22 protein-coding genes and 1 pseudogene are annotated in these 25,447 nt (G+C 45.9%); 17 read left to right on the forward strand and 6 right to left on the reverse strand.

The window, feature by feature from the left end:
- Positions 1-431: 431 nt before the first annotated feature.
- From KJS52_RS22305 to KJS52_RS22330, 6 genes are all read left to right on the forward strand, one after another.
- On the forward strand, positions 432-965 hold the full coding sequence (locus tag KJS52_RS22305; RefSeq protein ID WP_213519657.1) for a general stress protein: 534 nt from the start codon (positions 432-434) through the stop codon (positions 963-965).
- A 75-nt stretch (positions 966-1,040) separates the two neighbouring features.
- Positions 1,041-1,880, forward strand: a complete 840-nt coding sequence (locus KJS52_RS22310) for a helix-turn-helix domain-containing protein (RefSeq protein WP_246563876.1) — start codon at positions 1,041-1,043, stop codon at positions 1,878-1,880.
- Positions 1,881-1,996: 116 nt separating this feature from the next.
- The gene (locus KJS52_RS22315; protein WP_213519512.1) at positions 1,997-3,313 is read left to right on the forward strand and encodes an NtaA/DmoA family FMN-dependent monooxygenase; all 1,317 of its coding nucleotides are present in this window, start codon (positions 1,997-1,999) and stop codon (positions 3,311-3,313) included.
- Between the two features lie 59 nt (positions 3,314-3,372).
- Positions 3,373-4,449 carry an NAD(P)/FAD-dependent oxidoreductase gene (locus KJS52_RS22320; protein ID WP_213519513.1) on the forward strand — a complete coding sequence of 359 codons (1,077 nt, stop codon included), beginning with the start codon at positions 3,373-3,375 and terminating at the stop codon, positions 4,447-4,449.
- Between the two features lie 45 nt (positions 4,450-4,494).
- Positions 4,495-5,493: an iron-siderophore ABC transporter substrate-binding protein gene (locus tag KJS52_RS22325; RefSeq protein WP_213519514.1), complete on the forward strand. Its 999-nt coding sequence runs from the start codon at positions 4,495-4,497 to the stop codon at positions 5,491-5,493.
- 114 nt (positions 5,494-5,607) lie between these two features.
- Positions 5,608-7,080 carry a UDP-N-acetylmuramoyl-L-alanyl-D-glutamate--2,6-diaminopimelate ligase gene (locus KJS52_RS22330; protein WP_213519515.1) on the forward strand — a complete coding sequence of 491 codons (1,473 nt, stop codon included), beginning with the start codon at positions 5,608-5,610 and terminating at the stop codon, positions 7,078-7,080.
- Positions 7,081-7,220: 140 nt separating this feature from the next.
- Here the strand turns inward: KJS52_RS22330 and KJS52_RS22335 are convergent, their stop codons facing one another.
- The 3 genes from KJS52_RS22335 to KJS52_RS22345 all read right to left on the reverse strand — a co-directional run bounded on the left by KJS52_RS22335 (position 7,221) and on the right by KJS52_RS22345 (position 9,701).
- A complete protein-coding gene (locus KJS52_RS22335; protein ID WP_213519516.1) occupies positions 7,221-7,766 on the reverse strand; it encodes a hypothetical protein in 546 nt (181 codons plus the stop codon).
- A 17-nt stretch (positions 7,767-7,783) separates the two neighbouring features.
- Positions 7,784-8,521: a class I SAM-dependent methyltransferase gene (locus KJS52_RS22340; protein WP_213519517.1), complete on the reverse strand. Its 738-nt coding sequence runs from the start codon at positions 8,519-8,521 to the stop codon at positions 7,784-7,786.
- A gap of 184 nt (positions 8,522-8,705) precedes the next feature.
- Positions 8,706-9,701, reverse strand: coding sequence for an alpha/beta hydrolase (locus tag KJS52_RS22345; RefSeq protein ID WP_213519518.1), 996 nt, complete (start codon positions 9,699-9,701; stop codon positions 8,706-8,708).
- A 610-nt stretch (positions 9,702-10,311) separates the two neighbouring features.
- On the opposite strand from KJS52_RS22345, the gene KJS52_RS22350 reads away from it, so the two are divergent.
- From KJS52_RS22350 to KJS52_RS22360, 3 genes are all read left to right on the forward strand, one after another.
- Positions 10,312-11,061: an IclR family transcriptional regulator gene (locus KJS52_RS22350; RefSeq protein WP_213519519.1), complete on the forward strand. Its 750-nt coding sequence runs from the start codon at positions 10,312-10,314 to the stop codon at positions 11,059-11,061.
- A 517-nt stretch (positions 11,062-11,578) separates the two neighbouring features.
- Positions 11,579-13,315, forward strand: a complete 1,737-nt coding sequence (locus KJS52_RS22355; RefSeq protein WP_213519520.1) for a methyl-accepting chemotaxis protein — start codon at positions 11,579-11,581, stop codon at positions 13,313-13,315.
- Positions 13,316-13,543: 228 nt separating this feature from the next.
- Positions 13,544-14,182, forward strand: coding sequence for a pentapeptide repeat-containing protein (locus tag KJS52_RS22360; RefSeq protein WP_213519521.1), 639 nt, complete (start codon positions 13,544-13,546; stop codon positions 14,180-14,182).
- An 841-nt stretch (positions 14,183-15,023) separates the two neighbouring features.
- On the opposite strand, the gene KJS52_RS22365 is transcribed toward KJS52_RS22360, so the two are convergent.
- Positions 15,024-15,884, reverse strand: a complete 861-nt coding sequence (locus KJS52_RS22365) for a helix-turn-helix domain-containing protein (RefSeq protein ID WP_213519522.1) — start codon at positions 15,882-15,884, stop codon at positions 15,024-15,026.
- Positions 15,885-16,004: 120 nt separating this feature from the next.
- On the opposite strand from KJS52_RS22365, the gene KJS52_RS22370 reads away from it, so the two are divergent.
- From KJS52_RS22370 to KJS52_RS22385, 4 genes are all read left to right on the forward strand, one after another.
- A complete protein-coding gene (locus KJS52_RS22370) occupies positions 16,005-17,963 on the forward strand; it encodes a glycoside hydrolase family 127 protein (protein WP_213519523.1) in 1,959 nt (652 codons plus the stop codon).
- A 132-nt stretch (positions 17,964-18,095) separates the two neighbouring features.
- Positions 18,096-18,239, forward strand: coding sequence for a hypothetical protein (locus tag KJS52_RS22375; RefSeq protein ID WP_213519524.1), 144 nt, complete (start codon positions 18,096-18,098; stop codon positions 18,237-18,239).
- Positions 18,239-19,252 carry a GTP 3',8-cyclase MoaA gene (gene moaA / locus KJS52_RS22380; RefSeq protein ID WP_213519525.1) on the forward strand — a complete coding sequence of 338 codons (1,014 nt, stop codon included), beginning with the start codon at positions 18,239-18,241 and terminating at the stop codon, positions 19,250-19,252. Before KJS52_RS22375 ends, moaA begins: the two co-directional genes overlap by 1 nt.
- A 20-nt stretch (positions 19,253-19,272) precedes the next feature.
- Complete coding sequence (locus tag KJS52_RS22385; RefSeq protein WP_213519526.1) at positions 19,273-19,974, forward strand: Crp/Fnr family transcriptional regulator; 702 nt, start codon at positions 19,273-19,275, stop codon at positions 19,972-19,974.
- Between the two features lie 103 nt (positions 19,975-20,077).
- Here KJS52_RS22385 and ric read toward each other — a convergent pair whose 3' ends face one another.
- Both ric and KJS52_RS22395 read right to left on the reverse strand, forming a co-directional pair.
- Positions 20,078-20,788, reverse strand: a complete 711-nt coding sequence (gene ric / locus KJS52_RS22390) for an iron-sulfur cluster repair di-iron protein (protein ID WP_213519527.1) — start codon at positions 20,786-20,788, stop codon at positions 20,078-20,080.
- Between the two features lie 487 nt (positions 20,789-21,275).
- The gene (locus KJS52_RS22395; protein ID WP_213519528.1) at positions 21,276-21,995 is read right to left on the reverse strand and encodes a hypothetical protein; all 720 of its coding nucleotides are present in this window, start codon (positions 21,993-21,995) and stop codon (positions 21,276-21,278) included.
- A 118-nt stretch (positions 21,996-22,113) separates the two neighbouring features.
- Between KJS52_RS22395 and KJS52_RS22400 the strand changes: the two genes are divergently transcribed.
- The 4 genes and pseudogenes from KJS52_RS22400 to KJS52_RS22415 all read left to right on the forward strand — a co-directional run bounded on the left by KJS52_RS22400 (position 22,114) and on the right by KJS52_RS22415 (position 25,415).
- Positions 22,114-22,497: a hypothetical protein gene (locus tag KJS52_RS22400; RefSeq protein WP_213519529.1), complete on the forward strand. Its 384-nt coding sequence runs from the start codon at positions 22,114-22,116 to the stop codon at positions 22,495-22,497.
- 79 nt (positions 22,498-22,576) lie between these two features.
- A pseudogene (locus KJS52_RS22405) lies at positions 22,577-22,921 on the forward strand (multicopper oxidase domain-containing protein); the annotation flags it as partial.
- Positions 22,922-23,476: 555 nt separating this feature from the next.
- Positions 23,477-24,238 (forward strand): DeoR/GlpR family DNA-binding transcription regulator, encoded by a 762-nt coding sequence (locus tag KJS52_RS22410; RefSeq protein ID WP_213519530.1) that lies wholly within the window; start codon positions 23,477-23,479, stop codon positions 24,236-24,238.
- A 100-nt stretch (positions 24,239-24,338) separates the two neighbouring features.
- Positions 24,339-25,415: an alcohol dehydrogenase catalytic domain-containing protein gene (locus tag KJS52_RS22415; RefSeq protein WP_373871383.1), complete on the forward strand. Its 1,077-nt coding sequence runs from the start codon at positions 24,339-24,341 to the stop codon at positions 25,413-25,415.
- Positions 25,416-25,447 lie beyond the last annotated feature (32 nt).

The raw sequence follows: 25,447 nt of genomic DNA on the forward strand, positions 1-25,447 counted from the left end.
CTTAATCTTACGGCTTCTTCTTTAAATGCTTTGTCATATCTTTTCATTCGTGCTCAACTCCCTCGTCAGCTTTCATTCTATTTCATATGAGGGGGTTTTGCGACTGCATTTTTATCGTAGCACTCCAAAAACGTTATACGGTCGCACTCCATGCGAGTGCGTGGATTGAAAGTAACTCTGCTTGTAACTCACAAACTGTCTTGTTATAGTCGCACTCCATGCTGCTGCCTAGATTGAAACTACTCGTATTTAGAATCATAATACGATCTTCAATGGAGCCCATCCCCCAATGCAACCATCTCCCCAAAGTCCTTGATCAAGGGCTTTTTTCGCATTTTGCTTTAAGGGAACTGTATTTTTGATAAAATAGAAGCAATCGTTAAGGCGTTAATCGTGGCCTAATTAGAATAGAGAGGAAAGTGGCAGCGAAGTTGAGGAAGAGAATAGAAAAACGGCTATCTTATTTGCACTCGGGTGAATTATTTGCCGCGATCAGTTTTATTTTTGTTGCTTGTTATGCGAGTTACGTGTATCCCAGTCTCCGGCTATATGCCTTATTTTCTTTTTGGACATCTTTTATCCTGTTGGAACTGCTTTTACTTCAAGGTTCAATGTACTGGCATTCCAAGATAAAACGACTGAGAGAAGAGCATACAATAGCTACCCCGATTAAAATCGTTCGGCAGCTGCATCGTCTAAAATCACTGAATTTGGCCTTAATTATACTTTCAGGTCTCGCATTTATGTTTGACCTAATAAAGTGGCAGTCTTCGACTCCAACAGCCAGCTTAGTAATTGCTTTTTTTATCTATGCCTTTGCGGTTCTAGAATATATAAATTATTTCCACATTCAGCTTTCGTATGACAGTATTTCTGATATTAAAAATTTATTGCAAAGCAGGAGGCTGAAGCAGTCCAGTATGAATAAAGACTTCAAGCGCCTTTCTAAGTATACTGGGAAATGATGCGGTCAGGATTAGGCATTGAATTATTGCGGAAACGATGGGTTGTTCATTTTAATAGACAGGTGGTTTGCAGCTGTGAAGGTTGATATTGAAATGGTTGCCAGGTTTTTCTCAACAGGGCTATACCTTATTAAAGGAGTTTATCGGCTTGTTATACAGCCTCAAAGCCAATTGCGCAATTTTCATACTTTCGAGCATGGTATGCTTTTCGTCGTAAACGGCTCGGCCAAAATGCTTGTTGATGGCACAATCTACATGCTCCAGCCAGGCTCGCTGCTGCACGCAGCTCCTAATATGCTGCTGGGCTCTGAGGTGCTTGGCAATGTTCCTTTTGAGTATTATTCTGTTTTTTATCAGTTAGATGATGCGGCACAGCAAGCATTTGCTGCTGAGCCAATATTCCATAATCATTTCTCGTTAGAAGGGTCAAGCTATTCCCGAACTGCTGAAATGCTGCGTTTGCTTCATCGGCATGCCAGTGCAGCGGATGCAATCGAAATGCTGCGGGTTAAGGAGCTATTTTGCGGTGTGCTGTATCAGGTCCTTAAAGGCAGCCATCACAATGCAAGCTCGGCTGATCCTGCCCAGAAGCTGATTAGTGAGGCTGCGGATTACATTCATGGTCATTATATGAATACGATGACGCTTCATGAGCTTGCCGCCCTGCATGGCATGAACGAGAAGCAATTTGCTTATTATTTTCACAAATATATGGGGGCCTATCCGATAGATTACTTGATTCAATATCGCTTGGAGCGGGCAAGCGAGCTGTTAAGAACAGGGCAATTTGCGGTGCATGATGTGGCGATAAGTGTTGGCTATGCTAATCCGTTATATTTCAGCAGAGCTTTCAAACGAAAATTTGGCATGTCTCCGAGCGACTATATGAATCAATGCAGCAAGCTTAATTCGTGAAATATTCATGTCCAATTAGGGATTTGTGCATATGCTTTGAAGAAGCGCCTTGCTATAATCTCTTATTGAGAATAATAATCATTATTGGTTATGCAGCGTAGGAAGGGCGATGAAAATTGATGCGAAAGAAGCAGTTATGTATTGGCTTGGCGCTGTCTGCAACATGGCTGAAAGGTAATGGCTGGCTGCGTAAGGATAGTGGGATAGAGCGTTTATATATGCGGGATTTTTATGAAGAGCTGGCGTTGCAGGCAGAGCGTGCAAAGCTCGATTTTGTATTTAGACCAGACGCATTGGCGCTAAACATGGGGAGAGGCGGCAATATGCCAGGCAGCGGCAGCCTCGATCCAACTATTTTAATGGCGTCCATTGCTGCTGCAACGAAGCATATAGGCTTGGTTACGACGGTATCTACTACATTTAATCCGCCTTATGTCGTTGCCAGGCAGCTGCAATCGCTGCATTGGACAAGCAGTGGCAGAGCGGGCTGGAATATTGTGACTGCACTCGCCGGATCAGAAAATTTTTCAGCGGAAGCAATGCCTGCAGCTGAAGATCGATATGCCAAGGCGCAGGAATTTCTTGAGGTAGTTAACAAGCTGTGGTCAAGCTTTCCTTATGATGCCGTGCATATTGACCGCGAAGCAGGACAGTGGAATGGCTATGAGATGATAAAGCCGATTCGCCATCAAGGCAAGTTTTTCAATGTTGCTGGTCCTCTTAATGTTCCTGAGCACGCTACAGGTACTCCGCCATTGTTTCAAGCGGGTGCTTCGGATACGGGGAGAGACTTTGCCGCATATGCAGCTGATGCCATTTTCGCTTCAATCCCCGACAAAGAAGCGGGAATTGAGCTGCGTTATGACTTGCGGCGGCGCGCCCAAAAGCATGGTCGCAATCCAGAAGCGATTCGAGTTTTGCCTGGGCTTTACTTTTTCTTGGGTAAGACGAGCGAGGAAGCAGAGGAGCTTTATCAGGAGGCTCATGCGCATCTAAATGATGAACGGCGCCTGACTGCACTGCAATCTATATTAGGCATTGATTGCTCACAAATGCCGCTGGATCAGCCTGTTACGCCTGAGCTGCTGCAGCTGTTGCCCGATTCCCAGCAGGCATTTCGCAGCAGGACGCACGCTAAGCTGCTGTATCGGTTAATTGCCAGAGAGCAGCCGACGTTAAAGCAGCTGCTTGCGCGTCCAGAAGTAATCGGCTCCGGGCATTGGACAGTTGTCGGGACTGTGGAGGAGGTTTTTACTGAAATCGTGGAGTGGTATGAAGCTGGAGCGATGGATGGCATAATTGCTTTGCCTGGCGGTTCCTTGCAATCGCTGGGACTGTTTTGCGAGGAGCTTGTGCCAATGCTGGCAGAAAAGGGACTGTTCAGAAAGGAATATGCGGGTACGACTTTACGAGAGCATTTAGGAATGGTCTAGCCGCTTAAGTCCAACAAGGTTTGATTGAATATAAATAGATTTATAGGAGGCGAAGAAGGTTGAAGGAGCAGCATGTTGATATTACGATTATTGGCGGTGGCCCTGCTGGCTTGTTTGGTGCATTTTACAGCGGCTTGCGTCAGATGAAAACGAAAATTATAGAATACCAGCCTGTATTGGGTGGCAAGGTGCATGTATATCCGGAAAAAATGATATGGGATGTAGGCGGCTTGACTCCACTTTCCGGAGCTCATTTGATTGAGCAGATGGTAGCTCAAGGCTTGACATTCAAGCCGACGGTTGTGCTTGGAGAGAAGGTCACTGCTATTTCCCGCAATGAGCAAGGAATTTTCGTTATTACTACAGCATCAGGAGAACGGCACTATTCCAAAACGGTGCTGCTGGCGATAGGCAAGGGCATTTTAAATCCGGTCAAGCTGGAAATTGAAGGTGCTGAACGCTATGAGGTTGCTAATTTGCATTATACCGTAAAATCCTTGGAGCGCTTCAAGGACAAAATAGTGCTGATATCGGGAGGAGGCCACTCCGCAGTAGACTGGGCAAATGAGCTGGCGCCAATTGCAAAAAAGGTATATTTAACCTACCGCAAGGACGCATTAAAGGGACATGAGGCGGATGTTGCCCGTTTGGCCAACAATAGGGTTGAATGCTTGCTTAATACCTCGATTATAAAGCTGATCGCTGCTCCTGACCATGAACGAATCGCTTCTGTAATGATGCAAAATCATGAACATGGAGATTGCTTCGAGCTAAGCATTGATGAAATTTTTGTTAATCATGGCTATGAACGGGACAAGGAGCTGCTAAAGAACAGCAGTCTTTCCATTGAGCTGACCGAGCACGGAGTGGCAGGAACGTCGATGAGCGAAACGACAGTGCCAGGCCTGTATGCTGCTGGGGATGTGCTGGAGCATGAAGGCAAGCTGCATTTAATAGCGGGCGCATTTCAGGATGCGGCCAATGCAGTTAATAAGGCAAAGCAGTTTATTGAACCGGAGGCAAAAGCAACCGGTATGGTTTCCTCTCACAACGAGCTGTTTGCTCAAAAAAATCGTGAATTGATCAAGCATTTATATCGTGAGGATAAGCAGGCTCCGCTGCAAGATAAAGCATAAAAGCTGAATAAGCGATAGATCGATACTACTAGGGGGAATTTAACGATGAAGCAATGGATGGTGCTTGTAGCAGTCTGCTCGTTGCTAGTGCTTGTATTGGCGGGCTGTTCAGGAAACAACCCCAACTCCAATCAACCTGAAACGAAGCAAGAGGGAGTGTCAGTTGTTAGTAACGGACAAGCTGCTTCTAGTGAAGAAAGCCCAGCGGAGGCAGCCTACCCAAGAACGATTATAGACGATGCTGGCAATGAGGTTAAGCTCGAGCAGCAGCCGCAGCGAATAGTGGTTCTTCATGCGTTGTATATGGAATATTTCTTTGCTTTGGATACACCGCCGATCGCGTCCAGCAATGCTGAGGAGGCGCTGCAAAATTATGCAACGCTGCAGCCTTATGCCAATACTGCCGAGGTGATTGATTTGGGAAGTGGGCGCGAGATTAATTTGGAAAAGGTGATGGAGGCGGAGCCAGACGTAATCGTTACTTTTATTGGTCATGCAGAATCAATTTACGAGGGGCTGAAGCAAATAGCTCCGGTTGTACTGATCGATTACAGCAGCAATTGGGATGAAGCGGCAATGCTTTGCGCGCAAATTATCGGCAAGGAAAACGAGGCACAGCAGCTGATCGAGGAAACGAAGGCCATTATAGCCGAGACACAAAATAAAATGGGTGCTATCCAGCAAAAAAGCTTTGCCTTGCTGCGAGTAGGAAGCAATGCTACCTTTAGTGCGCAAGGTACGAAAAACACAAACTACTATGATCCAGATCACGGCTTCGGCTTAGGCGTGCCGAACGGCTATCCTGAGGATGGCACAGAGCTGTCGCTTGAGGCGCTTGCTGAAATGAATCCTGATTATATTATTTTGCAGCATGATATTGCGGTTTCCCAAGCTGCGGTAAAAGAGAAGGAATCGCTCGCTGTTTGGAACATGCTGGATGCTGTGAAAAATGAGCGCATACTCTATTTTGACAACTCGTTGAATACAGGCAGCATTTTGGCGATTCGGCTTGCGGCTCAATATTTTTCCGAGCTAAACGAATAGTGCAAGCAGCTGAAGCAATTCACCTGCAAGTGCTTGATTATCGACTGCGTCTTATATTAATGAGGAACATTTTGACGTATAATAGATTAGGTCGATAGTTAAGGGAGTGAGCATATGAAACTGCAGGAATTAATACAGCCATTATTATTCGCTAACGTTTTAGGCGAGCATGAGGTTGATGTGACGGGAATAACGAACGATTCTCGCGTCGTTCAAGATGGCTATATGTTTGTTTGTACGAGGGGAGCCAACCTGGACGGTCACCATTATATTCCCCAAGCGATTGAGCGAGGCGCCAAGGTTATTGTTGTGGAGCAGGAGCAGCAGCCGTTAGCCGGCGTTACGTTTGTCCATGTGCCCAGCACGGAAAAGGCGGCGTCCATTATGGTAGACCGCTTCTATGGCTCGCCTACTGCAAAGCTGAAGCTGATTGGCGTTACGGGAACGAATGGCAAGACGACAACGACTAATCTGATTGAGCATCTGCTGACATATGCTCAGCATCGGACGGGTGTTATTGGCACGATTGAGATTCGTTATCCAGGCTTTCAGGAGGAAGCGAAGCTGACTACGCCGCTGTGCTACGATTTGCAGCGCTATTTTCACGAAATGCTGCAGGCCAAGGTAGAGTACACGGTCATGGAGGTTTCTTCTCATGCGCTTGATCGCGGACGCGTGCATGGCTGCCAGTTCAAAACGGCGGTGTTTACGAATTTGACACAGGATCATTTGGACTATCATCAGACGATGGAGGCTTATGGGCAAGCGAAAGGACTGCTGTTTTCGCAGCTGGGCAATGATTACGGCAACGCGCGCTTCGCTGTGCTGAATGCCGATGATCCATGGAGCAGCACCTACGAGAAAATGACCTCGGCCCAGGTGATCACGTATGGCTTGAGCGAGCAGGCACAAGTACGGGCAGCGGATATTTCGATTCGCGCGGACGGCACCAGCTTTACACTAATTACTCCGCTTGGCTCAACTACGATCAACACGACGCTCATTGGCAAATTCAACGTGTACAACTTGCTTGCCGCGATTAGCGCGGTTATTCCGGAAGGGCTGACACTGGAGCAAATTAAAGCAGCGATTGAAGGCATTCAAGGCGTTGCCGGCCGCTTTGAAACGGTGCAGCAGGGGCAGCCGTTTGCGGTTGTTGTCGACTATGCGCATACTCCGGATAGCTTGGAAAATGTGCTCGCGACCGCCAAGCAGCTAGAGCCTAACAAGCTGATTTGCGTCGTTGGCTGTGGTGGAGATCGTGATCGCACCAAGCGACCTTTGATGGCGAATATTGCAGTCGAGCTGGCTGACTATGTTTACTTCACATCAGACAATCCGCGGACAGAAGATCCAGTGGCGATTTTAGAGGATATGACGCGCGACTTGAGTGTGCAGCATTTTACGACGATTGTAGATCGCAAGCAGGCGATCGAGGCTGCGATTGCGAATGCTCAGCAGGGGGATATTATTGTGATTGCGGGCAAAGGGCATGAAAATTACCAAATTATCGGGACGGTCAAATCGCATTTTGATGACCGTGAAGTTGCGCGCGACAAACTGATCGAGCTCGGCTATACGAATTAAGCGGATGAAATCCGTAAACCAATGACACAAACGAATGCAGCATTAGCATCCACTATAAATAGATAGGCGTATCGAGGCTGGCAGCTCATAGTTAAAGAGCTTCGCCAGCCTCGATACGCCTTTTTTCTGTCGCAGCGCATTTACTTCAGCTCTTCGGCTCCTTGCAAAAATTGCTTCATTAGCTGATTGGAAAGGATGAGCGCTTGTTCACGGTTAGCTGCCGGAGCCGACAGCATAGCTCCGTTCTGGGCATTCCATGAGCCGCCACCACTTTCATCTCTGTCCAGCAGCAAAATCGTTAACGCTTCAAAATCCTTGCTGAAAAATACTGTTCCCAAGCTGAATAGACTTGGAGAACCGTCCTCTACATAATGGTAGGTCATAGTGCCGGAGTGATCTTCACCAAGCGAAATTCTCATCAGCTTCGCACTATCTGGAATCGGCAGCTGCAGCTGTGGAAGTGAGATGTCTCCCTCAAAAAAGCGATCGCCATTCCATAAACGTCCGATTCGCCCGTCTATGTTGACCTCTATAGGCTCCACGATTTGCTTGTTTTCTTCTCCGAGCCGATATTGGATTCCTGATACGGTAAGCTTAACGGATTTTGGAATATAGTAGATTGCTGCAGCAATGATAGCGATCACCAGTATAATGGCAGCAGCCGATGCAATATAGCGCTTACGCATGTCGATCCCTCGCAAATTTATTTAGTTACCTGCAAAAATGAGTCTGCCGCAGGCAGAAAGCGAAACGCTGTGCTGCGCAGTGTGACTTGTGCTCCAGCTTGTACAAGCTCCTGCTGCAGCTGATCCAGCTGTGGATACAGCTCGTTGCGGAAGCCGACTAATGGATAAAGCAGCACTTTTCCGCCTTGCTTTGTAATCCGCAGCATTTCCAGTATTGCCTGCAAATGAAAGCTGTAGTCAAATTGCTCCTGATATAGAAATAAGAAGTGATTGCATAGAACTAGCTCAAATGTATGATCCGGGAATGGCAATTTCGGCAACCTTGCCGCCACATAGCAGGCTGTTGCTTGCTCAGTCGGTGGCTGCTGCTTATCCTTGCGGTAGTGGTGAATAAATTGTTCCAGAGATTGGTGGCGAACCGCGTCATGCGCTTCAAGCGAAGCATAGTCCTTCCATACGAAGGCGTGCTGCTTGGCTGCCAGCTTTTGCGAGGCGAGCTCCAGCTCCTGCAGGCCATGCTGGTGCATAGCGTCTGGGCTAAGCTCATAAAGTGGATCACAGGCAAACGCTTGATAGCCGCGTTGTCTGAGCTCCGCTGTAAAGGAGGAAGCTCCTGCTGCCACATCAAGAATTTGACCGTGCTTGGGCAGTTCATTGTCCAGCATAAACATGCTGCAATACTCATTAAAGGAGCGGCATGTCATCGCTACTCCCGATTGTGGGTACAAGCTCTCATTAACGTTTTCTTTACTCATTTCTACTCTCTCCTCATCTAAACTAATCTCAGCCTAACTCGTCTAATTTCCTTCAGCTGCTTAGTGGCGATTGCCATATAGCAGTTAAAACGATTATAACCAATAGCTGTCAGTTAGAAAAGGGCGAAATAAAAAAAGCCCGATTCCCTATACAATATCTACAGAAAGAATCGGGACTACACTCTTATATTGAGCTTAAAAACTGGGCAATTTTTTTCATATACAAATTAGGGTCCTTGCGGAATAGCAGCTCATGCTGTCCGCCTTCAACAACCCATAGCTGAGATTGCACTAACTTCTGGTTGCCGGCAATTTGCTCGGCAATATGCACATCAGCCTTGTTGTCAGCAGTGCCGTGCATAATATACAGCGGAATATCGTACTGTTTGGCAAGCACCGCTTGCGCAGGCTGATTGGAGAAAGCATGATTCGTCCAGAGCGGCAGCAGCTTGCTGATGATCGCCGTTGTTGGATATTTGGGAAGCCCAATATATTGCTGAATATTCGTATAGAGCGTATCCGGACTTGGTAAAAATAAACTATCCAGCATTAGTGCATTGATGGCGTCTGTTTCCAGAGCCGCTTGCAGCGCGGTTCCGCCGCCCATGGAAAAGCCCCAAACAATAATTTTCTCAGCTCCGCGCTCCTTGGCATAGTCTACTGTCGCCAGCAGCTGGTTTTTTTCCTCAGTGCCCCATGTAGCTGGCGCGTTATAGCGTTTGGAGGCGTAGCCATAATCGAACATAATGACGTTATAATTCAGCTCATTCAATAATTCTGCCAAATCGTACATCGGCACCCAGCTTTCCTCGCGATTGGCCCCATAGCCATGAGAGAGGATAACCGTTTGCTTTGATTCGGCTTTGGATGATGAAGAGACAGCAGGAATATACCAGCTATCTACCGTTGTTTCACCGCTGCGGCTTGGAAAGACAACAACCTCATAGGGCAGCTGCTTTTTATCAAATGGGTTGCTTTCCAGCGGTGGAACGTATGGGAAGGCGAGATTCCAGGCAATAATTGCATGGCTGACGATGACCGTTAAGCCAAAAAAGGCAATAGCGGTAACGATGCTGGCGATCGAAAAATGAGTCAGCCTGGATTTGCGCTTAATAACCACACTCGGCGCGACTCGTACGGTCGCAGGTGATTGGAGGGGGGGTTGGTTAGTTATGCTCATGATGACTCACCTCTTTTTAGCGGTTGTTCAAAATACTGGGCTTTGATGACGATGCAGCTTCTCTGTAGCTTAGTCGACGGCGAAGCTTGAACGCTAGCGAAAACTGCGGTGCTCACGTAGCAATTGGCCTACGCTGCGCTCCTCGTTTTCTACTAGCGTCCAAGCTTCTTGGTCCTGAAAGCCCAGTATTTTGAACCTTTATTGGAATGGTAGTTCAAAATATTGGGCTTTGATGACGATGCATCGCTTCGTAGCATAGTCGACGGCGAATCTTGAACGCTAGCGAATACTGTGACTTAAGTAGCTTTTTTGCCACAGCTAGCGCTCCCTGTATATTAAATGCTAGACGGTGTGCTTTGGGCTGTCAACTGGAACATTTCACAAACATTGCGGGGGAGCTGCGCAAAATGCAATGTACATTGAGACGATATCGTCGTATACTAAATGAGAACGAATATCAGTGGATTTGAAATTAGTTTTATTGTATGAAACAAAGTGCTGTTAGTTATGCTTGGCTCGTGATAAAATGTCATTAGCCTAAGCTTTCGACGTACTTTCATGTACTAGAAGGATAAGATGATAACCATGAAATGCTTTAGGAGGGATGCTCGTGGATGAAGGAAAGACAACGGTTCGTTCAGTGGAGAGAGCGCTTGACCTGTTGCTTTGCTTTACGATTCGTCCAAGCTGGGCTATGACGGAGCTGGCTCAACAGGTTGGCCTGCATAAAAGCACGGTGCATCGCATGCTGGCGACCTTGGAGGAAAAAGGATTTATTGAGCGTGATCCTGTTACTGACCGCTATCAGCTTGGCTTGATGGTTTGGGAGCTGTCGGCGAATTTGGCTGCAACCAATGATCAGTCCACGATGTGGCAGAAGGAAATGGAGCGTTTGCGCGATCAGCTTGGCGAAACGGTGAGCATTTATGTTCGTTCCGGTGTGGAGCGGATTCGGATTCAATCGGTACAAAGCAATGAGCCTGTGCGGCGAGTGGCGCCGGTTGGAGCTCGTTTTCCCCTATATGCTGGAGCATCAAGCAAAATTTTGATCGCTTACGCAATGCCCGAGGAGCAGCAGGAAATATGGCAGCATCCGACCTGGCAGCTGCGCGATCAGCTTACAATGGATAAGTATCAAAGCGAGCTGTGCGAGGTGCTGGAGCAAGGCTATGCTGTCAGCTTTGAGGAGCGGGAGAGCGGTGTAGCTGCTGTATCCGTGCCGATATTTGACCGTGAAGGGTTGATTATTGCCGCGCTTGCGGTATCAGGACCGTCTGGCCGACTGACGCAGGAGCGCATGCGAGAATATGCGCCGATTATGCAAAGTGCTGCCAAGCGGATGAGTATGATGACCAGATAGAACTGGTTAACAGCTTGCAGCGTGATTGGGCATGCTTGTTCCGCCTATTTTGGTGATGCGCGGTGTACATCCTGCTGCACAGCACCTTATAGGCTGTTGTCGGCTCCATTTTATAAATAGGATTGATCGAGAAGAAACTGCCTTAGCATGCTGGCTATGCATCGCGAGGGCAGTTTTTTGTTGTTAAAAACTTGTAAACAATCAATAAACAGAGTAGATCTTCGGTAAATTAAACCGCATAATTACGGCATGATTTAGATTTAATCAATACTTTAGAACTCTTTTAATGTAGTAAAAAATAGTTCATAAGAATCATGTTATATAATGGGATTCATTATAAATTCAAAATATCCGATATATACCAAGCATTGGTTTTTATTGAAGTGTTAAGAGCGAATAGCTCCTCACACATCTTTAATACTTTTCACGCAAGCAGCTAACAATTTGCATGTACAATTACTCTGTTTGAGCTTGTATATGCACAGATGATGAGGGGTGTACAGCAGTGTTGAAGTGGATGAGAAAGAAAAGTCTTGTATTTAGCAGTTCTTTGGTTCTGGCAATTATTTTTGTAATCCTGATCGTTTTAATGAATTCATTGTCGTATTATGCACAGCGGCAAGCAGTGTTTAAGGAATTTACAACGATTGGAGACAAGCTTCACAAGCAAGCGCTCGCGAATGCAAGCTTAATTGCAGCGGCTGGGGAAGCGTTAAAGACGGGGCAGACTCCTCCTGAGAGTGATATGGAAATATTAAAACGCTTATTAAATGCGATGACAGAAGATGATTTTCTTGCTAATGCTTATTACTTGTCCTCTGATTATACCGAGCTGGAGGATCAGGCGGAAATCAAGCTCTTGCAAATATCGGAAAGTATGGAGACATTGGGAATGTCTGCAGGCTCCAATTATATTGCCCACGCTGATTTTTTTGAAGCTTATCAAAAAGCGCTCAACAATCATGCAGGGTTGACGGATATGTACGTTGACGAGTATGGCGAGTGGATCGCATATCTGGCCCCGATTAAAGATGCCAGTGGTAATACGATTGCAGTAATGGGACTGGATTACGATTATGATAAAGTATCGGAGCAGTTGAGCCTTCTGCTTCTGCAAAATAGTGCGTTTGCAATTATAGTGTCGATCCTCGCGATTGCGCTTGTAATTGTGTTAATACGCGCGACAATCAAACCATTGCGTGCACTGGTTGTTCAGGCGAAAGCAGCAGCGGGCGGGGATTTGACCGTCCAGGTGCCGGTGTCTGGTGAAAATGAAATTGGACAGGCAGGCAATGCCTTTAATGAGATGATTACAAGCTTGCGCGAGCTTACGATTCATATTGAGAAAACATCAACGGAAGTGTCTCAGTCCTCGATTGCTTTAAAGGAAACGGCTGGTCAGACAGAGTCGGCTGCCAATGAGATTTCGACTGCGATTCAAAACGTCGCTTCGGGCGCCGAAACTCAGCTTGTCAGCTCTCAGGAATGCCAGCGGGCGATGACGGAAATGGCAATCGGCATACAACGAATTGCTGAATCCTCCTCAATGGTATCTGAGCTTGCAACCGATACCTCACAGCTTGCGGCTCAGGGTGAACAGGTAATGAATAAAACAGTTGATCAAATGCACACCATTGAACAGCAGGTGTCGGGCGCAGCAGTAGTGATGCAGGAGTTGAATCAATCGAGCAGTAGAATTGAAGATATTTTGTCGCATATTTCCGAGGTTGCCAATCAGACCAATTTGCTGGCGCTGAATGCATCAATTGAAGCGGCTCGCGCAGGTGAGTATGGCCAAGGCTTTGCGGTGGTTGCTCATGAAATTCGCAAGCTGGCAGAGCGGTCGAAGCAGTCGTCGGATGAGATTTCAGAAATTTTGCAGCAAATTAGCAGTCGTTCGCAGGATGTAACGCTCTCGTTGTCTCAATCTGCCAATGAAACGAGAATTGGCACAGAGCTGGTCAATGCTTCAGGTGAATCGTTCCGTGCTATTCTGCAATCTATTAAGCAGGTATCGCAGCAGGTGCAAGAAGTATCTGCAGCCTCTGAGCAAATGTCTGCGGGAAGTGAAGAAGTGGCAGCCTCAATGGTGGAGCTTGAACGGATGGCTAACAACTCCGCTTCACACTCACAAGAGGTGGCTGCGGCTTCTGAGGAGCAGCTGGCATCCGTACAGGAGGTAGCAAGCTCGGCTCAGCAGCTGCAACAGCTAGCGAACGAGCTGAAAGAGGCTGTAGGAAGGTTCAAGGTTTGACAACAAGCACAATAGTTGAATAGGCATCCCCTTGCCGTAAACAGTGAATAAAGAAGCGTCGTCATGCGCTTCTCTAGCTGCGGCAAGGGGATTTTTGTTTTAAGACGCTGGTGCAGCTTTGTTCATGTTCATAAAAAAACATATGTTTTTTCGATCAAAGTTAGGTAAGCTTATAATTAGTATTGTTTATTTAAATGAAGATTTTTAACTGATGAGAGGAGCAAGACAATGAAGCTTGATGCGCCAAAACTAAGCTCGAATTTGCAGGAGGCTGACTGGCAGGAGGCGGTCGACGATTCTATTGAGCTGGATGATCTAATACTTTCTAACCAAAACTTTGCTGGGCAAGGCTTTTCACGCTTTAGAGCGGCTAATGTTATATTGAAGGGCTGCAATTTCCAAGGCTGCGAAATTGATTCGCTGGATTTGCTGGATGTGCGGCTGGAGCAATGTGATTTATCCAACGCCAAGCTAAGCGGTTCATCTATTCACCGCGTAGAATTTGTCAACTGCAAGCTAGTCGGCACTACACTTGCCAAATCAAGCATTGGCAATACGAACGTGCAGCAAAGCAACCTTAGCTTGTCCAGTTTTGGTGAGTCCAAGCTGGAAAAAGTGCTGTTTGCTGACAGCCTGCTGCAGGATGCTGATTTCTATGCCTGTAAGCTGAAAAAGATCGTTTTTGCTGCTTGCAAGCTTGATGCAGTGAGCTTTGACGGATCACCGCTGAAAGAGGTGGATATAAGCAGCTCGGAGTTCACATCCTTGACTGTCGCGATGGAGCATTTGAAAGGCTGCAAGGTGTCGAGGTATCAGGCAGTACAGTTTGCAACATTACTAGGACTCATCATTAAAGAGGATGTTTAAAAATTGGACTTTGATGACGATGCATTGCTTTGTAGCTTAGTCGGCGTCGAATCTTGAACGCTAGCGAAAGCTGCGGTGCTCACGTAGCAATTGGCCTACGCTGCGCTCCTCGCTTTCTACTAGCGTCCAAGCTTCTTGGACCTGAAAGCCCAATTTTTAAACTTCAATTGGAAGGGGAGGTTTAAAAAGTTGGACTTTGATGACGATGCACCGCTTCGCAGCGGATTCGACGGCGAATCTTGAACGCTAGCGAAAGCTGCGGTGCTCACGTAGCAATTGGCCTACGCTGCGCTCCTCGCTTTCTACTAGCGTCCAAGCTTCTTGGACCTGAAAGCCCAATTTTTAAACTTCAATTGGAAGATGAGGTTTAAAAATTGGACTTTGATGACGATGCATTGCTTCGTAGCTTAGTCGACGGCGAATATGTCACGCTACCGAAGGCTCCGGTGCTCACGTAGCTATTGCCTACGCTGCGCTCCTCGCCTTCTAGTAGCGTGCCATCTTCTTGGACCTGAAAGCCCAATTTTTAAACTTCAATTGGAAGATGAGGTTTAAAAATTGGACTTTGATGACGATGCACCGCTTCGCAGCGGATTCGACGGCGAATCTTGAACGCTAGCGAAAACTGCGGTGCTCACGTAGCAAGTGCCTACTCTGCGCTCCTCGCTTTCTGCTATCGTGCCATCTTCTTAGTCCTGCCCTCAAAAAAGCTACAGCGGAGGAGCAAAGCATCCGAAAAACAAAGTGTGTCGCCTTTAACATCGTAATGCTACCATAAAAAATCAAATAAGAGCATTACGATTTAAAAAGCGACTGGAGGATGCATTGCTCCGTAGCGCTGTTACTCATAGTACTTTTTACGGTAGCTCGATGGTGACTCTCCTACATGCTTGATAAAGCAATTAGAGAAGTAAGGGATGTTGTCGAAGCCAACTGATTCGGCTATGTCGGCGATGGATAGATGGGTGTTGAGCAGCAATATTTTAGCTTGGTCCAATCGGACCTTCATTACATATTCGTTGGGCGTGAAGCCGTATACTTGCTTCATTGCTCGCGTGATGTAATTGTAATGGTAGTTGAAAATAAGCGACAGCGCTTGATTTGTAATTTGCTGCTGATAATGATTGCGAATATAGTGCTCGACCTGCTCTGCAAGCCGTACGATGCTGCTTGTTTGCTTGTTGTTTTGCTTGATATCCATCATAAGCAGCAGCTCCTCGAAGGCATGCTGCTTTTGCCAATACGCCTTAGGCTCGATTTGCTTGCTGGCATCGTTCATTTGCTCAACAAGTCGATAGGCCTGCTGCGGATAGAGCAGCTGCATTGATTTTGGAATTTGCATGGTGTACGGAGCCGGATTAAAGCACTCCTGATGCGCTTCCGTCGGGAATTTGTAATGAAGCTGCTCGCTTTCAGCCCACTCATTGACGGTCTGGAAGTGTATCCAGTAAAAGAAGGTTTCGGCCGATACGGGCTCGACGCTATAATGGTAGCGGTCAGGCAGTAGTATTAGTGTTTGTCCTTCCTGCATCTTCCAGCTCGTTTGCTCCTCGCCAAGATGCAGGCTGCCGCTGCGCACGATGATGAGGTCAAACAAGTTAAGGCTATGTCGATTGGGATGCGAATCACCGATTTTATAGTCGGAAGAACCGCTTTCCAGATAGTAGGGAGACGGCGGACTGTTGAAATAGATATAGCTCATAGGTATAACCTCGGTTAGTGTGAGATTTTATAAGTAATTAGTTGTTTTTTTGTATCGTGTATCGCTATCATAACACATAAAATAAAGATGTAGTGTGAAATTTGCATAGGAGGCGTTATGATGGTTGCTACTATAAATCGTTCCAGCTTTGTTCCAATGAAGCAGGTGAATATTAACGATCCGTTCTGGGGGCCTTATATTGAGCTTGTAAGAGATGTTGTCGTGCCGTATCAATGGGACGCGATCAACGACCGTGTAGAAGGTGCAGAAATAAGCCATGCTGTGCAAAACTTTAAAATCGCTGCTGGTATGGCCGAGGGCGAATTTTACGGCTTTGTCTTCCAGGACACAGATGTAGCGAAATGGCTGGAGGCGGTCGCCTATTTGTTGGCGAAGGAGCCAAATGATAAGCTTGAAGCGATTGCCGATGAGATGATCGATATTATTGAAAAAGCACAGCAGCCGGACGGCTACTTGAATACGTATTTCTCCATTAAAGCGCCGGAGCTGAAATGGCGCAATTTGACGGAGGCACATGAGCTGTATACAGCCGGGCATATGATTGAAGCAGGTGTTGCTTACTACCAGGCGACAGGGAAAAGCAAGCTGCTTGATATTGTGTGCCGGATTGCCGACAATATTGCCGACGTATTTGGCGATGGTCCTGATCAAATTCCAGGCTACGATGGACATCAGGAAATCGAGCTGGCACTCGTGAAGCTGTATCACGCAACGAACAACGAAAAATATTTGCAGCTTAGCAAATATTTTATCGATAAGCGCGGCACGAATGATTTCTTCCGCGAGGAAGCAGAGAAACGCGATTGGTCGTCAATTTGGCACAATGGCAAAATCCATATTGACCGCGAGTATTTTCAGGCACATAAGCCTGTGCGCGAGCAGTCTGAGGCAGTAGGTCATGCGGTGCGTGTGGTGTACATGCTGTCCGGCATGATCGACATTGCCCGCGAGACGAATGATGAGAGCTTGATTGAAGCGAGCCGCACGCTATGGAACAATATCGTATCCAAGCAAATGTACATTACTGGCGGGATCGGCTCCATGGTACATGGCGAAGCGTTTTCGTTTGATTATGATTTGCCAAATGATACTGTTTATGCTGAAACCTGTGCCTCGATCGGCTTGATCTTCTCGGCGCAGCGCATGCTGCAGCTGGAGCCTAATGCGCATTATGCTGATGTGATGGAGCGGGCTTTATTCAATACGGTCATTTCAGGAATGGCCTTGGATGGCAAGCATTTCTTCTATGTCAATCCGCTGGAGGTATTCCCGCAGCAATGCCACGGACACAACAAGAACTTCAATCATATCAAGCCCGTTCGTCCGGAATGGTACGGCTGCGCTTGCTGCCCGCCGAACCTGGCGAGATTGCTTGCATCGCTTGGCGACTATATGTATTCGGTTAACGATAATACGATTTATTCGCATTTGTTTATTGGCGGTACGACAAAGGTTGCGGTTGCTGGACAGGAGATTGTGTTAACACAGCATTCCGAGCTGCCATGGCAGGGCAAGGTCAGCTATGAGCTGGAGCTTGAAGCCTCTGCAGCATTTGCGCTTGCAGTGCGTGTGCCAAACTGGTCGAATAAGACGACGATTCGCGTCAATGGTGAGGAAATTGCGGTTGAAGCATTGCTGAAGAACGGCTACGCAGTTATTGAAAGAGCATGGTCCAACGGCGATAAAGTTGAGCTCGAGCTCGATATGTCGATCAAGCGCATGAAGGCTCATCCTAAAGTAAGAGCGAATGCAGGCAAGGTTGCATTGCAGCGCGGGCCGCTTGTTTATTGCATTGAGCAAGCAGACAATGGACCAGATTTGCAGCTTGTACGCTTGCCAGACAACGCAGAGCTGAAGCTTGCCTACAACAGCGAGCTGGCTAATGGCGTATATACGATCGAAGCGACGGGTCTTTCGGTTGATATGGAAGCATGGCAACATGATCTCTATGCTGCAAATACCTCGCTGCCGCTTAAAGAAAAGAAATTGACGTTTATTCCTTACTACACCTGGGCCAATCGCGGTGAAGGCGAAATGATGGTTTGGGTAAAGGAGTAACAGGATAGCAATATACCCCAATGTAAGGACAAAGGCATCGCTTGGCTGCAGCTGAGCGATGCCTTTCTTTTGTGTGTGGAAGGTTGTAGCGAATGCTGGAAACGAGAAATGCTTGCTCTTATCAAGAAAGCATTGGATAATGAACAATATCGGGTTAATCAACTGCTAATCCATGCAAGGGCTGTATGGATTGAAGGCAGCTTGTTATTTGAAAATGCTGAGCACGCGCTGCAAAATATGAACAGCCCGGAGCAGATGAAGGAAGTGAGCCTGTAATGAACGATTCTATCTATGACATGTATCAACGACCGCTGCGAGATTTGCGAATATCGGTCATTGATCGCTGCAATTTTCGCTGCACGTATTGTATGCCGAAGGAAGTGTTTGGCGACAATTACGCATTTTTGCCGCAAAGCGAGCTGCTGTCCTACGAGGAAATCAGTCGTCTCGTTGCCATATTCAGCAAGCTAGGTGTTAAAAAGATAAGATTGACTGGCGGCGAGCCATTGCTGCGCAAAAATTTGCAGGAGCTGATCAGTCAAATTCATTTGGTGGACGGCATTGAGGATGTAGCCTTAACAACGAATGGCTTATTGCTGGATCAACAGGCTCAGGCGCTTTATGATGCAGGGTTAAGAAGGTTGAACATAAGTCTTGATGCGCTGGATGAAGAGCTGTTTGGTAAAATGAACGGCAGAGGCATTGCGCCAGCACGCATTTTGCAAAATATTGACTACGCCAAACAGCTAGGCTTTGAAATAAAGGTAAATATGGTTGTGGAAAAAGGGGTAAATGAGCAAGAAATTATTCCGATGATGAACTATTTTAAAGACTATGATATTACGCTGCGCTTTATTGAATTTATGGACGTTGGCAACGATAACGGCTGGAGCTATGAAAAGGTTGTAACGAAGCAGGAAATGCTGCAGCAGCTGCAGCAAATATATACGTTGACCCCAGTAGAGCAGGCTTATTACGGCGAGGTAGCAAAATATTATCAATATGATCAGCATAAGGCTAAAATCGGCTTTATAACGTCGGTTTCGGAGTCGTTTTGCTCGACATGCACGCGCTTAAGACTGTCGTCTGAAGGCAAGCTGTATACATGCTTGTTCGCTGCCGATGGCTTTGATTTGCGTGCGATGCTGCGCAGTGGAGCGTCAGATCAGGAGCTGATAGAGGCTATTTCTCAGGTTTGGCAGCAGCGTACGGATCGTTATTCGGATGAGCGTACCGCATATACTGCGAAGCATCGCAAAAAGGTGAATATGTCCTATATCGGCGGCTAAGGTGTAAAGAGGTGGGGACGATGAAGCAGCATCATTTTACGCTGGATATGCTGAAGCAATTTTTGTACTTTCAGGATTTGACGGATGAGGAGCTGGCGCAGGTTTATCAAATTTCTGGCTTTCGCACCTATCGAAAAAAATCGGTTATTTTTCATGAAGGAGAAGAAAAAGCAGCAATCTATTTTATATATGATGGACTCGTTAAAACATACAAAACCGACGAAGACGGCCATGAAAATATCGTTTCCTTTCTAAAGCAAGGAGATATGTTTCCTCACGCTACTTTCTTCGATTCACAGCCTTATCCGGCAACTGCCGAAGCATTGGTCGACAGTGACATGATTGTCATCCCTCAATCATCATTCGAGCAGCTTATTCTCGCCATACCTGCGTTAACGAAAAAAACGATTGTGATGATGGGCGGCAAAATTCGCGAGCTGCAGCAAATGCTTCAGCAAATTACTGGCCAGGATGTGCAGAGCCGGGGCGTTGCTTTTCTGCTTAAAATTGCCGAGCGCTATGGTGTGGAGCAGTCTGGCAGGCTTGTCATTCCTGTGCCGCTTACGAATTTGGAGATGGCTAACGCGATTGGAACGACGCGTGAAACGGTTAATCGGCTGTTAAATCAGCTGCGCAAGCAAAACATCATTGAAAAGGATGGCAGCAAGCTCGTTATTGTTAATCCACAGGCGCTGTCAGATTGGAGCGCTGAGCAGCGGTAAAGGCAGCAAATGGCATCAAACGACGGTAAACGGTGGCGCAACAAATTTCCAGAAAAAGGACCATGCCCAAATGATGATTGTAGACACAGCCCTTTCACTTCCCCTATGCCTCGGCAGCTAGCAGCCTGGCGAACATAATATTGTTTTCCAAATGAACATGCTGGAACATGTCGGATTCCAATTCCTCAAGCTTCTGGAACGTTAACGTATAGGTACGGCAGGCTTCAGCCGGCAAAGTAAAATCATTAGTAACGTCTCTTATTTCCTTTAATAACTGGCCTGCCTGTTCATGCTCGTCTTCCAGTTCATCAATGGCTGAGCGCACTTGCTGCAGCAGCTCCTGAGCGCCGCTTTGCTCATACTGCTTGATGAGCGGAAATACTACCTCTTCTTCAGCGATCAAATGCTGCTCTAATTCGCTGCGCAGCTTGCTGAAAAGCGTATGAAGCGAGGACAGCTCCGGATGCTCCGTACCATGAACACGCAATATTTTTGTGACAAAATGTCCAAGCAGCGGCAGCTCTTCGTTAAGATAAGCATGATGCGTTGCGATAACATGATCAATCAGCTCGCTATACGCTGCATGTCGCCAGTCTGTATCTCGCTGGGCCCGCTTAAGCGATTCATTATATAGTTGATTTAGTGCTTGCAAAAATTGCCCGGCATCGATACTTTTCTGCTCCAGCGCGGCAGACAGCACACGATCCCCGCCGCAGCAAAAGTCGATTTTGTAGCTTTTCAATAGATTGCTGGCTCCAGGAAATGCGGCTACTAGCTCACCGACTTTTTCATTTCCATCAAATACTTTAACCATTTCAATCAGCTCCCTTAACGTAGTACCAATAGTATAAATGGCTTGCTTGCTCGGCAGTGTGAGGCGTATCACATTGTCGCTTTTTTTATAAGCCCACCCTAGTTCGACTATTAAGTGCACCGTTTAGAATAGATATTGGAAAAGTCGTCTATGATTAGAGACTTAAATACTCGATGAAGGTACTTGTAGCATTGTCTCAAATACCACATACTACGATTTAGTAAAGAAGCTGGATCTAACAGATCGCGAATGTGAGTTAAACCCTGAATAAACGCACCATGGACGAAGCATAAAGAAGAATTGAGGAGGTTATTCGTTTTTATGAAGAAGAAAGGATTCAATTGGAATTAAACAAGCTGACACCGGTAGAGTACCGACGCCAGCTTGCAGTCTAGGCTTTTTAAATCTCAACAAAATTGATGATTAACCATCGTTCCTTGACGAATCAGTCAGATTATCTTTTTCATAGAATAACAGGTTAAATGAACTAGAGTCCAAATAGATATGAAAAACTCCATACACCTCTTGCATAAATCGATGCTGTAGTCTCACAACTAATTACGTATCCCAATCCATCTTCTAAAACTGGATGCCAATCCCAATCCCTTACTAAAACAGTCCCACTTGTCGATTTGATGTCGACTTCTTTGCTTTGCAATTGACCACCATTGTTTTCTGATGGACCGTACTGCTTAATAAACATTTTTGCATACTCGATTGACAAATTATTGTTGGGATCGTAGGTAATTTCCCAGCGATAATCAACTTTGTCTAATGTTATATACGTGTTAGATGGTCCAGTCCAATAATAATACATAGTAACATAGAATTTAACATATGCATCGTTATTTCCGCTATTACCAGATTTTCTTCCGCTAGTAGACATTATTGTAAAATCAGCGGCATATAGCGTTGTAATTTCTCCAGTATTTTTGTTCATTAGATCTTTTATAGGCCTAACACTATTTTCGATTACTTCTGGAATTACTTCTTCTCCTGTTTCCATATTAACCAATGATGCATTCTCGATTTTTGGAGCTTCAACATTTAAAGTTGCTTTTTTAGATAGAATTTTTTCTTGTTGATCGTACTCCTTGATTACAATAAAGCCCTCTGGTACATCTGCATTTGAATTAGCAAGAGCAGTTGGTGTAAGAAGAGTGAAAATAATTGCTAGTAACAACATTGATGAAAGAAGTTTCTTCATGGTATTCCCTCCTTAAAAATGTTATTATTGTATTACGGTTTCCAATTTTAACATATGGATAATTGGTTTAAATTACCTAAATATGAATATTTTATGAACAATGGAGGCGAGCATTACTATGCGCAGATTTAAGCTCAAACTGGCAGTAAGTATTTTTTTTATTATCGCTAGCTTATTACTTGGTTGCTCTAGAAATAATACATTACTATATACAGGTAGTGGTGATAACTGGGATATCAAGTATACAGTTACTATGTTTAGTGATAAAAATAATGACAATTATGGAATCTATACACTAACATATACAGGTACAGAAAAAGTAACTGGAAGTGTTAGTTACGAAATTACAAGTGATTTTTTAAACGAAAGTGGCATTCTCCCTTTAAATAATGGGGTAATTAAGAGTAGGACTTATGACAAATATCTTGAAACTGAGAATGTGATTACTTTTACCATTGAATGGAACGATCACCAAGAAACCATCTTAGCGAAAAAAAATTAATTACTGAATAAATAAAATTGTAATCATATTTTGGGTGCAGAATGAAAGGCGGACCTTAAAATGCATTTCTAAGCATGTATATCTGAATGGCAACCCGGAATATGTCGTATTTAACGGCAACGATTATAGCTTGAAGGACAATCCGTTGCCAGCCAAGGTCGGTGAGCAGATCCGTTTATACGTCAGCAATGCCGGGCCCAATGAAACCTCTTCCTTCCATGTCATCGGAACTGTGTTTGATCATGTTTACGTCGATGGCAATCCTGACAATATGCTGCAAGGGCTGCAAACCGTATTGCTTCCCGCAAGCGGAGGCGCCGTAGTAGAGTTTACCATAACCGAAGCGGGAGATTATCCATTTGTGACCCATCAATTCAATTATGCAGCCAAAGGGGCAGTCGGGCTTATTCGTGTAACTGAATAAGCCGTGCAACCGAGTAAACCGTGTAACTGAGTAAGCTGCTAGCCTCGTAGGGAGTGAAAGATCCAATGGAGATTGTAAACTCGAAAGCTAAAAATCTATTGCTAAGGAAGCTGGGTAACGCTATTTGTGACATTCGGCTTCTTTTTATTTCTAATGAATCTGAGGAGGCTTAATCAGTGATTTCCGCCGTATCAGAAGCGTTTTTTCACTCTTAGCGTTATGAATATTCGTTAGATTCCATTAGACTTTCGTACGATCCAGTTAACGTTATCAGGATTCTTTAAAACAGTATCTACCGAGTCCCCACCGCCTCGTAACATCCAACTAGACCGCCGCATACAGTGCAACCATTCGCACACTATATGAGCAAAAACAAGCAAATGCGCAGCGATATTCGCGCATAATATTAATAAAATGTTCATTATGTGCAAAATATTTGCTCATTATTGTACATTTATGCTCGAAAATGTGTTGACAGACACAATTTATCCAATTATGATTATGTTGTGAACAATTTTGAGCATCAGTGAACATAAGTGTGTAGGAGTGATGGCTATGCTTGCTGTAGAGAGAAAAAATCGCATTATCGAATATGTCAAGGAGCATAGAGTGGCGACGATTAGCGAATTGGCAAAGGCTTTTTCTGTACATGATGCAACAATTAGAAGAGATTTGAACGAGATTGTACGGGAAGGGCTGCTGAAGCGAACGCATGGCGGAGTCACAATTGAGGAATGGACCAATTCTGAAGCATCCTTCAGCGAGCGCTACAGCAATCAGCTTGAGCAAAAAATGCTGATTGGCAAGCGAGCGGCAGAGCTGGTCAAGGACGGCGAGCATATCATTATCGATTCAGGCACGACGACGCTGCATATTGCGAAAAATTTAATTCATCGCGCTGATTTGACAGTCGTCACCAATGATATGAATGTTGCCGCGGAGCTTAAGGATTCGCCGGGAATTAAAGTGATTTTGACAGGCGGCGAGCTTTATCCGTCAAGCTATATGCTGAATGGCATGTTTACCGAGCAGGTGCTGGACTCCCTGCATGTCCACAAGGCGTTTATCGGCATTCCCGTGCTGCATTCGCGGTTTGGGTTAATGCATCCGGAAGCGCAGCTTGTGCCAACGAAGCAAAGCATGATACGCGCAGCTGAAAAGATTATCGTAGTTGCTGATGATTCGAAAATTGGAAAGGTAAGCTTGCATACGGTGGCCGCAAATGATGAGTTTGACACGCTGATTACGGGCAAAGCGATCACAGAATATGATCAGGAGCAGTTCGAGAAAAGCGGAGTAGAAGTCATTAGGGTGTAAGCGGAAGGCTGATGATTCTTTCAAGTCCAACTCTGTTGTATGCGCTTGCAGATTTGGCTTGAAAATCATATATAACTTTTGACAACAGGAGGTGTGCAGCTTGGCAAGCAGTTTAAGTAAAGTGTTCAGACTTATTGAGCCGCACAGCATTAAGGAAGTAGCGATTGAGCTCTCATTAGCGCCGCATGAGGTGATGATCGAGCCTGAGCTGGTAAGCATATGCCATGCTGATTTGCGCTACTATACAGGACAACGACGTCCGGAAGCGCTCGCCAAAAAGCTGCCAATGGCATTATTTCATGAAGGGATAGGCAAGGTGCTGCAAAGCAATTCAGATCGTGTAAAGGTTGGTCAGCGTGTCGTCATTGTCCCTAACCTGCCGGCATACGAGATGAATGGTACGGCTAAGGAGGATTGCTGCGAGTACTGCAACGGGATTGGTGAAAACTACTGTGAGCATGGCGGATTTTTAGCCAGCGGCATCGACGGCATGGCGCAAAGCAGACTGGTGATTTCCGCTTCCAATGCAATTCCGATACCTGATGATGTGCCGGATCATATCGCCGTTTTGACTGAGCTGTGCAGCGTGTCGCATCAAGCGCTGGAGCGGGTGCGCGAGCGTTTGGCAACAGGCAAGGTCGTCGTATTTGGCGATGGGCCGGTCGGCTATATGACAGCAGCAATGCTGCATCATATGTATAAGCTGAACGCAGATCGTTTAACAGTGTTTGGCGCGGTAGAGGAGAAGCTGAATCAATTTGACTTCGCAACAAGGGAAATGGTTCAAACCTATCCGTTTGACAATGCGCCGCTTGTTGATATAGCGATTGAATGCACCGGAGGCAAATTTAGCGAAAGCGCGATTAATCAAGCCATCCAAATATTGAAGCCAGGCGGTATTTTGGTTCTGATGGGCGTTACCGAGGATCTTGTACCGATCAATACGCGTGATGTACTGGAGAAGGGCATTACGATGTTTGGAAGCAGCCGCAGCACCGCTTATGATTTTGAACAAATCATTGAAGCGATGAGACAGCCACAATATCAGAAGTCGCTTAACAAAATTGTACCGAAGCAATATGAGGTTGTGAGTACGGCAGACCAACTCGCCAAAGTTATGGAGTCCGCCGCAGCTCACCGAAGCTGGGAAAAAACAATTATCCAGTTTAACTGGTAATTGCATGTTTGCCCATGGCATTATTCTACACT

The organism is Paenibacillus montaniterrae, assembly GCF_018403185.1.
Taxonomy (GTDB): Bacteria; Bacillota; Bacilli; order Paenibacillales; family Paenibacillaceae; genus Pristimantibacillus; species Pristimantibacillus montaniterrae.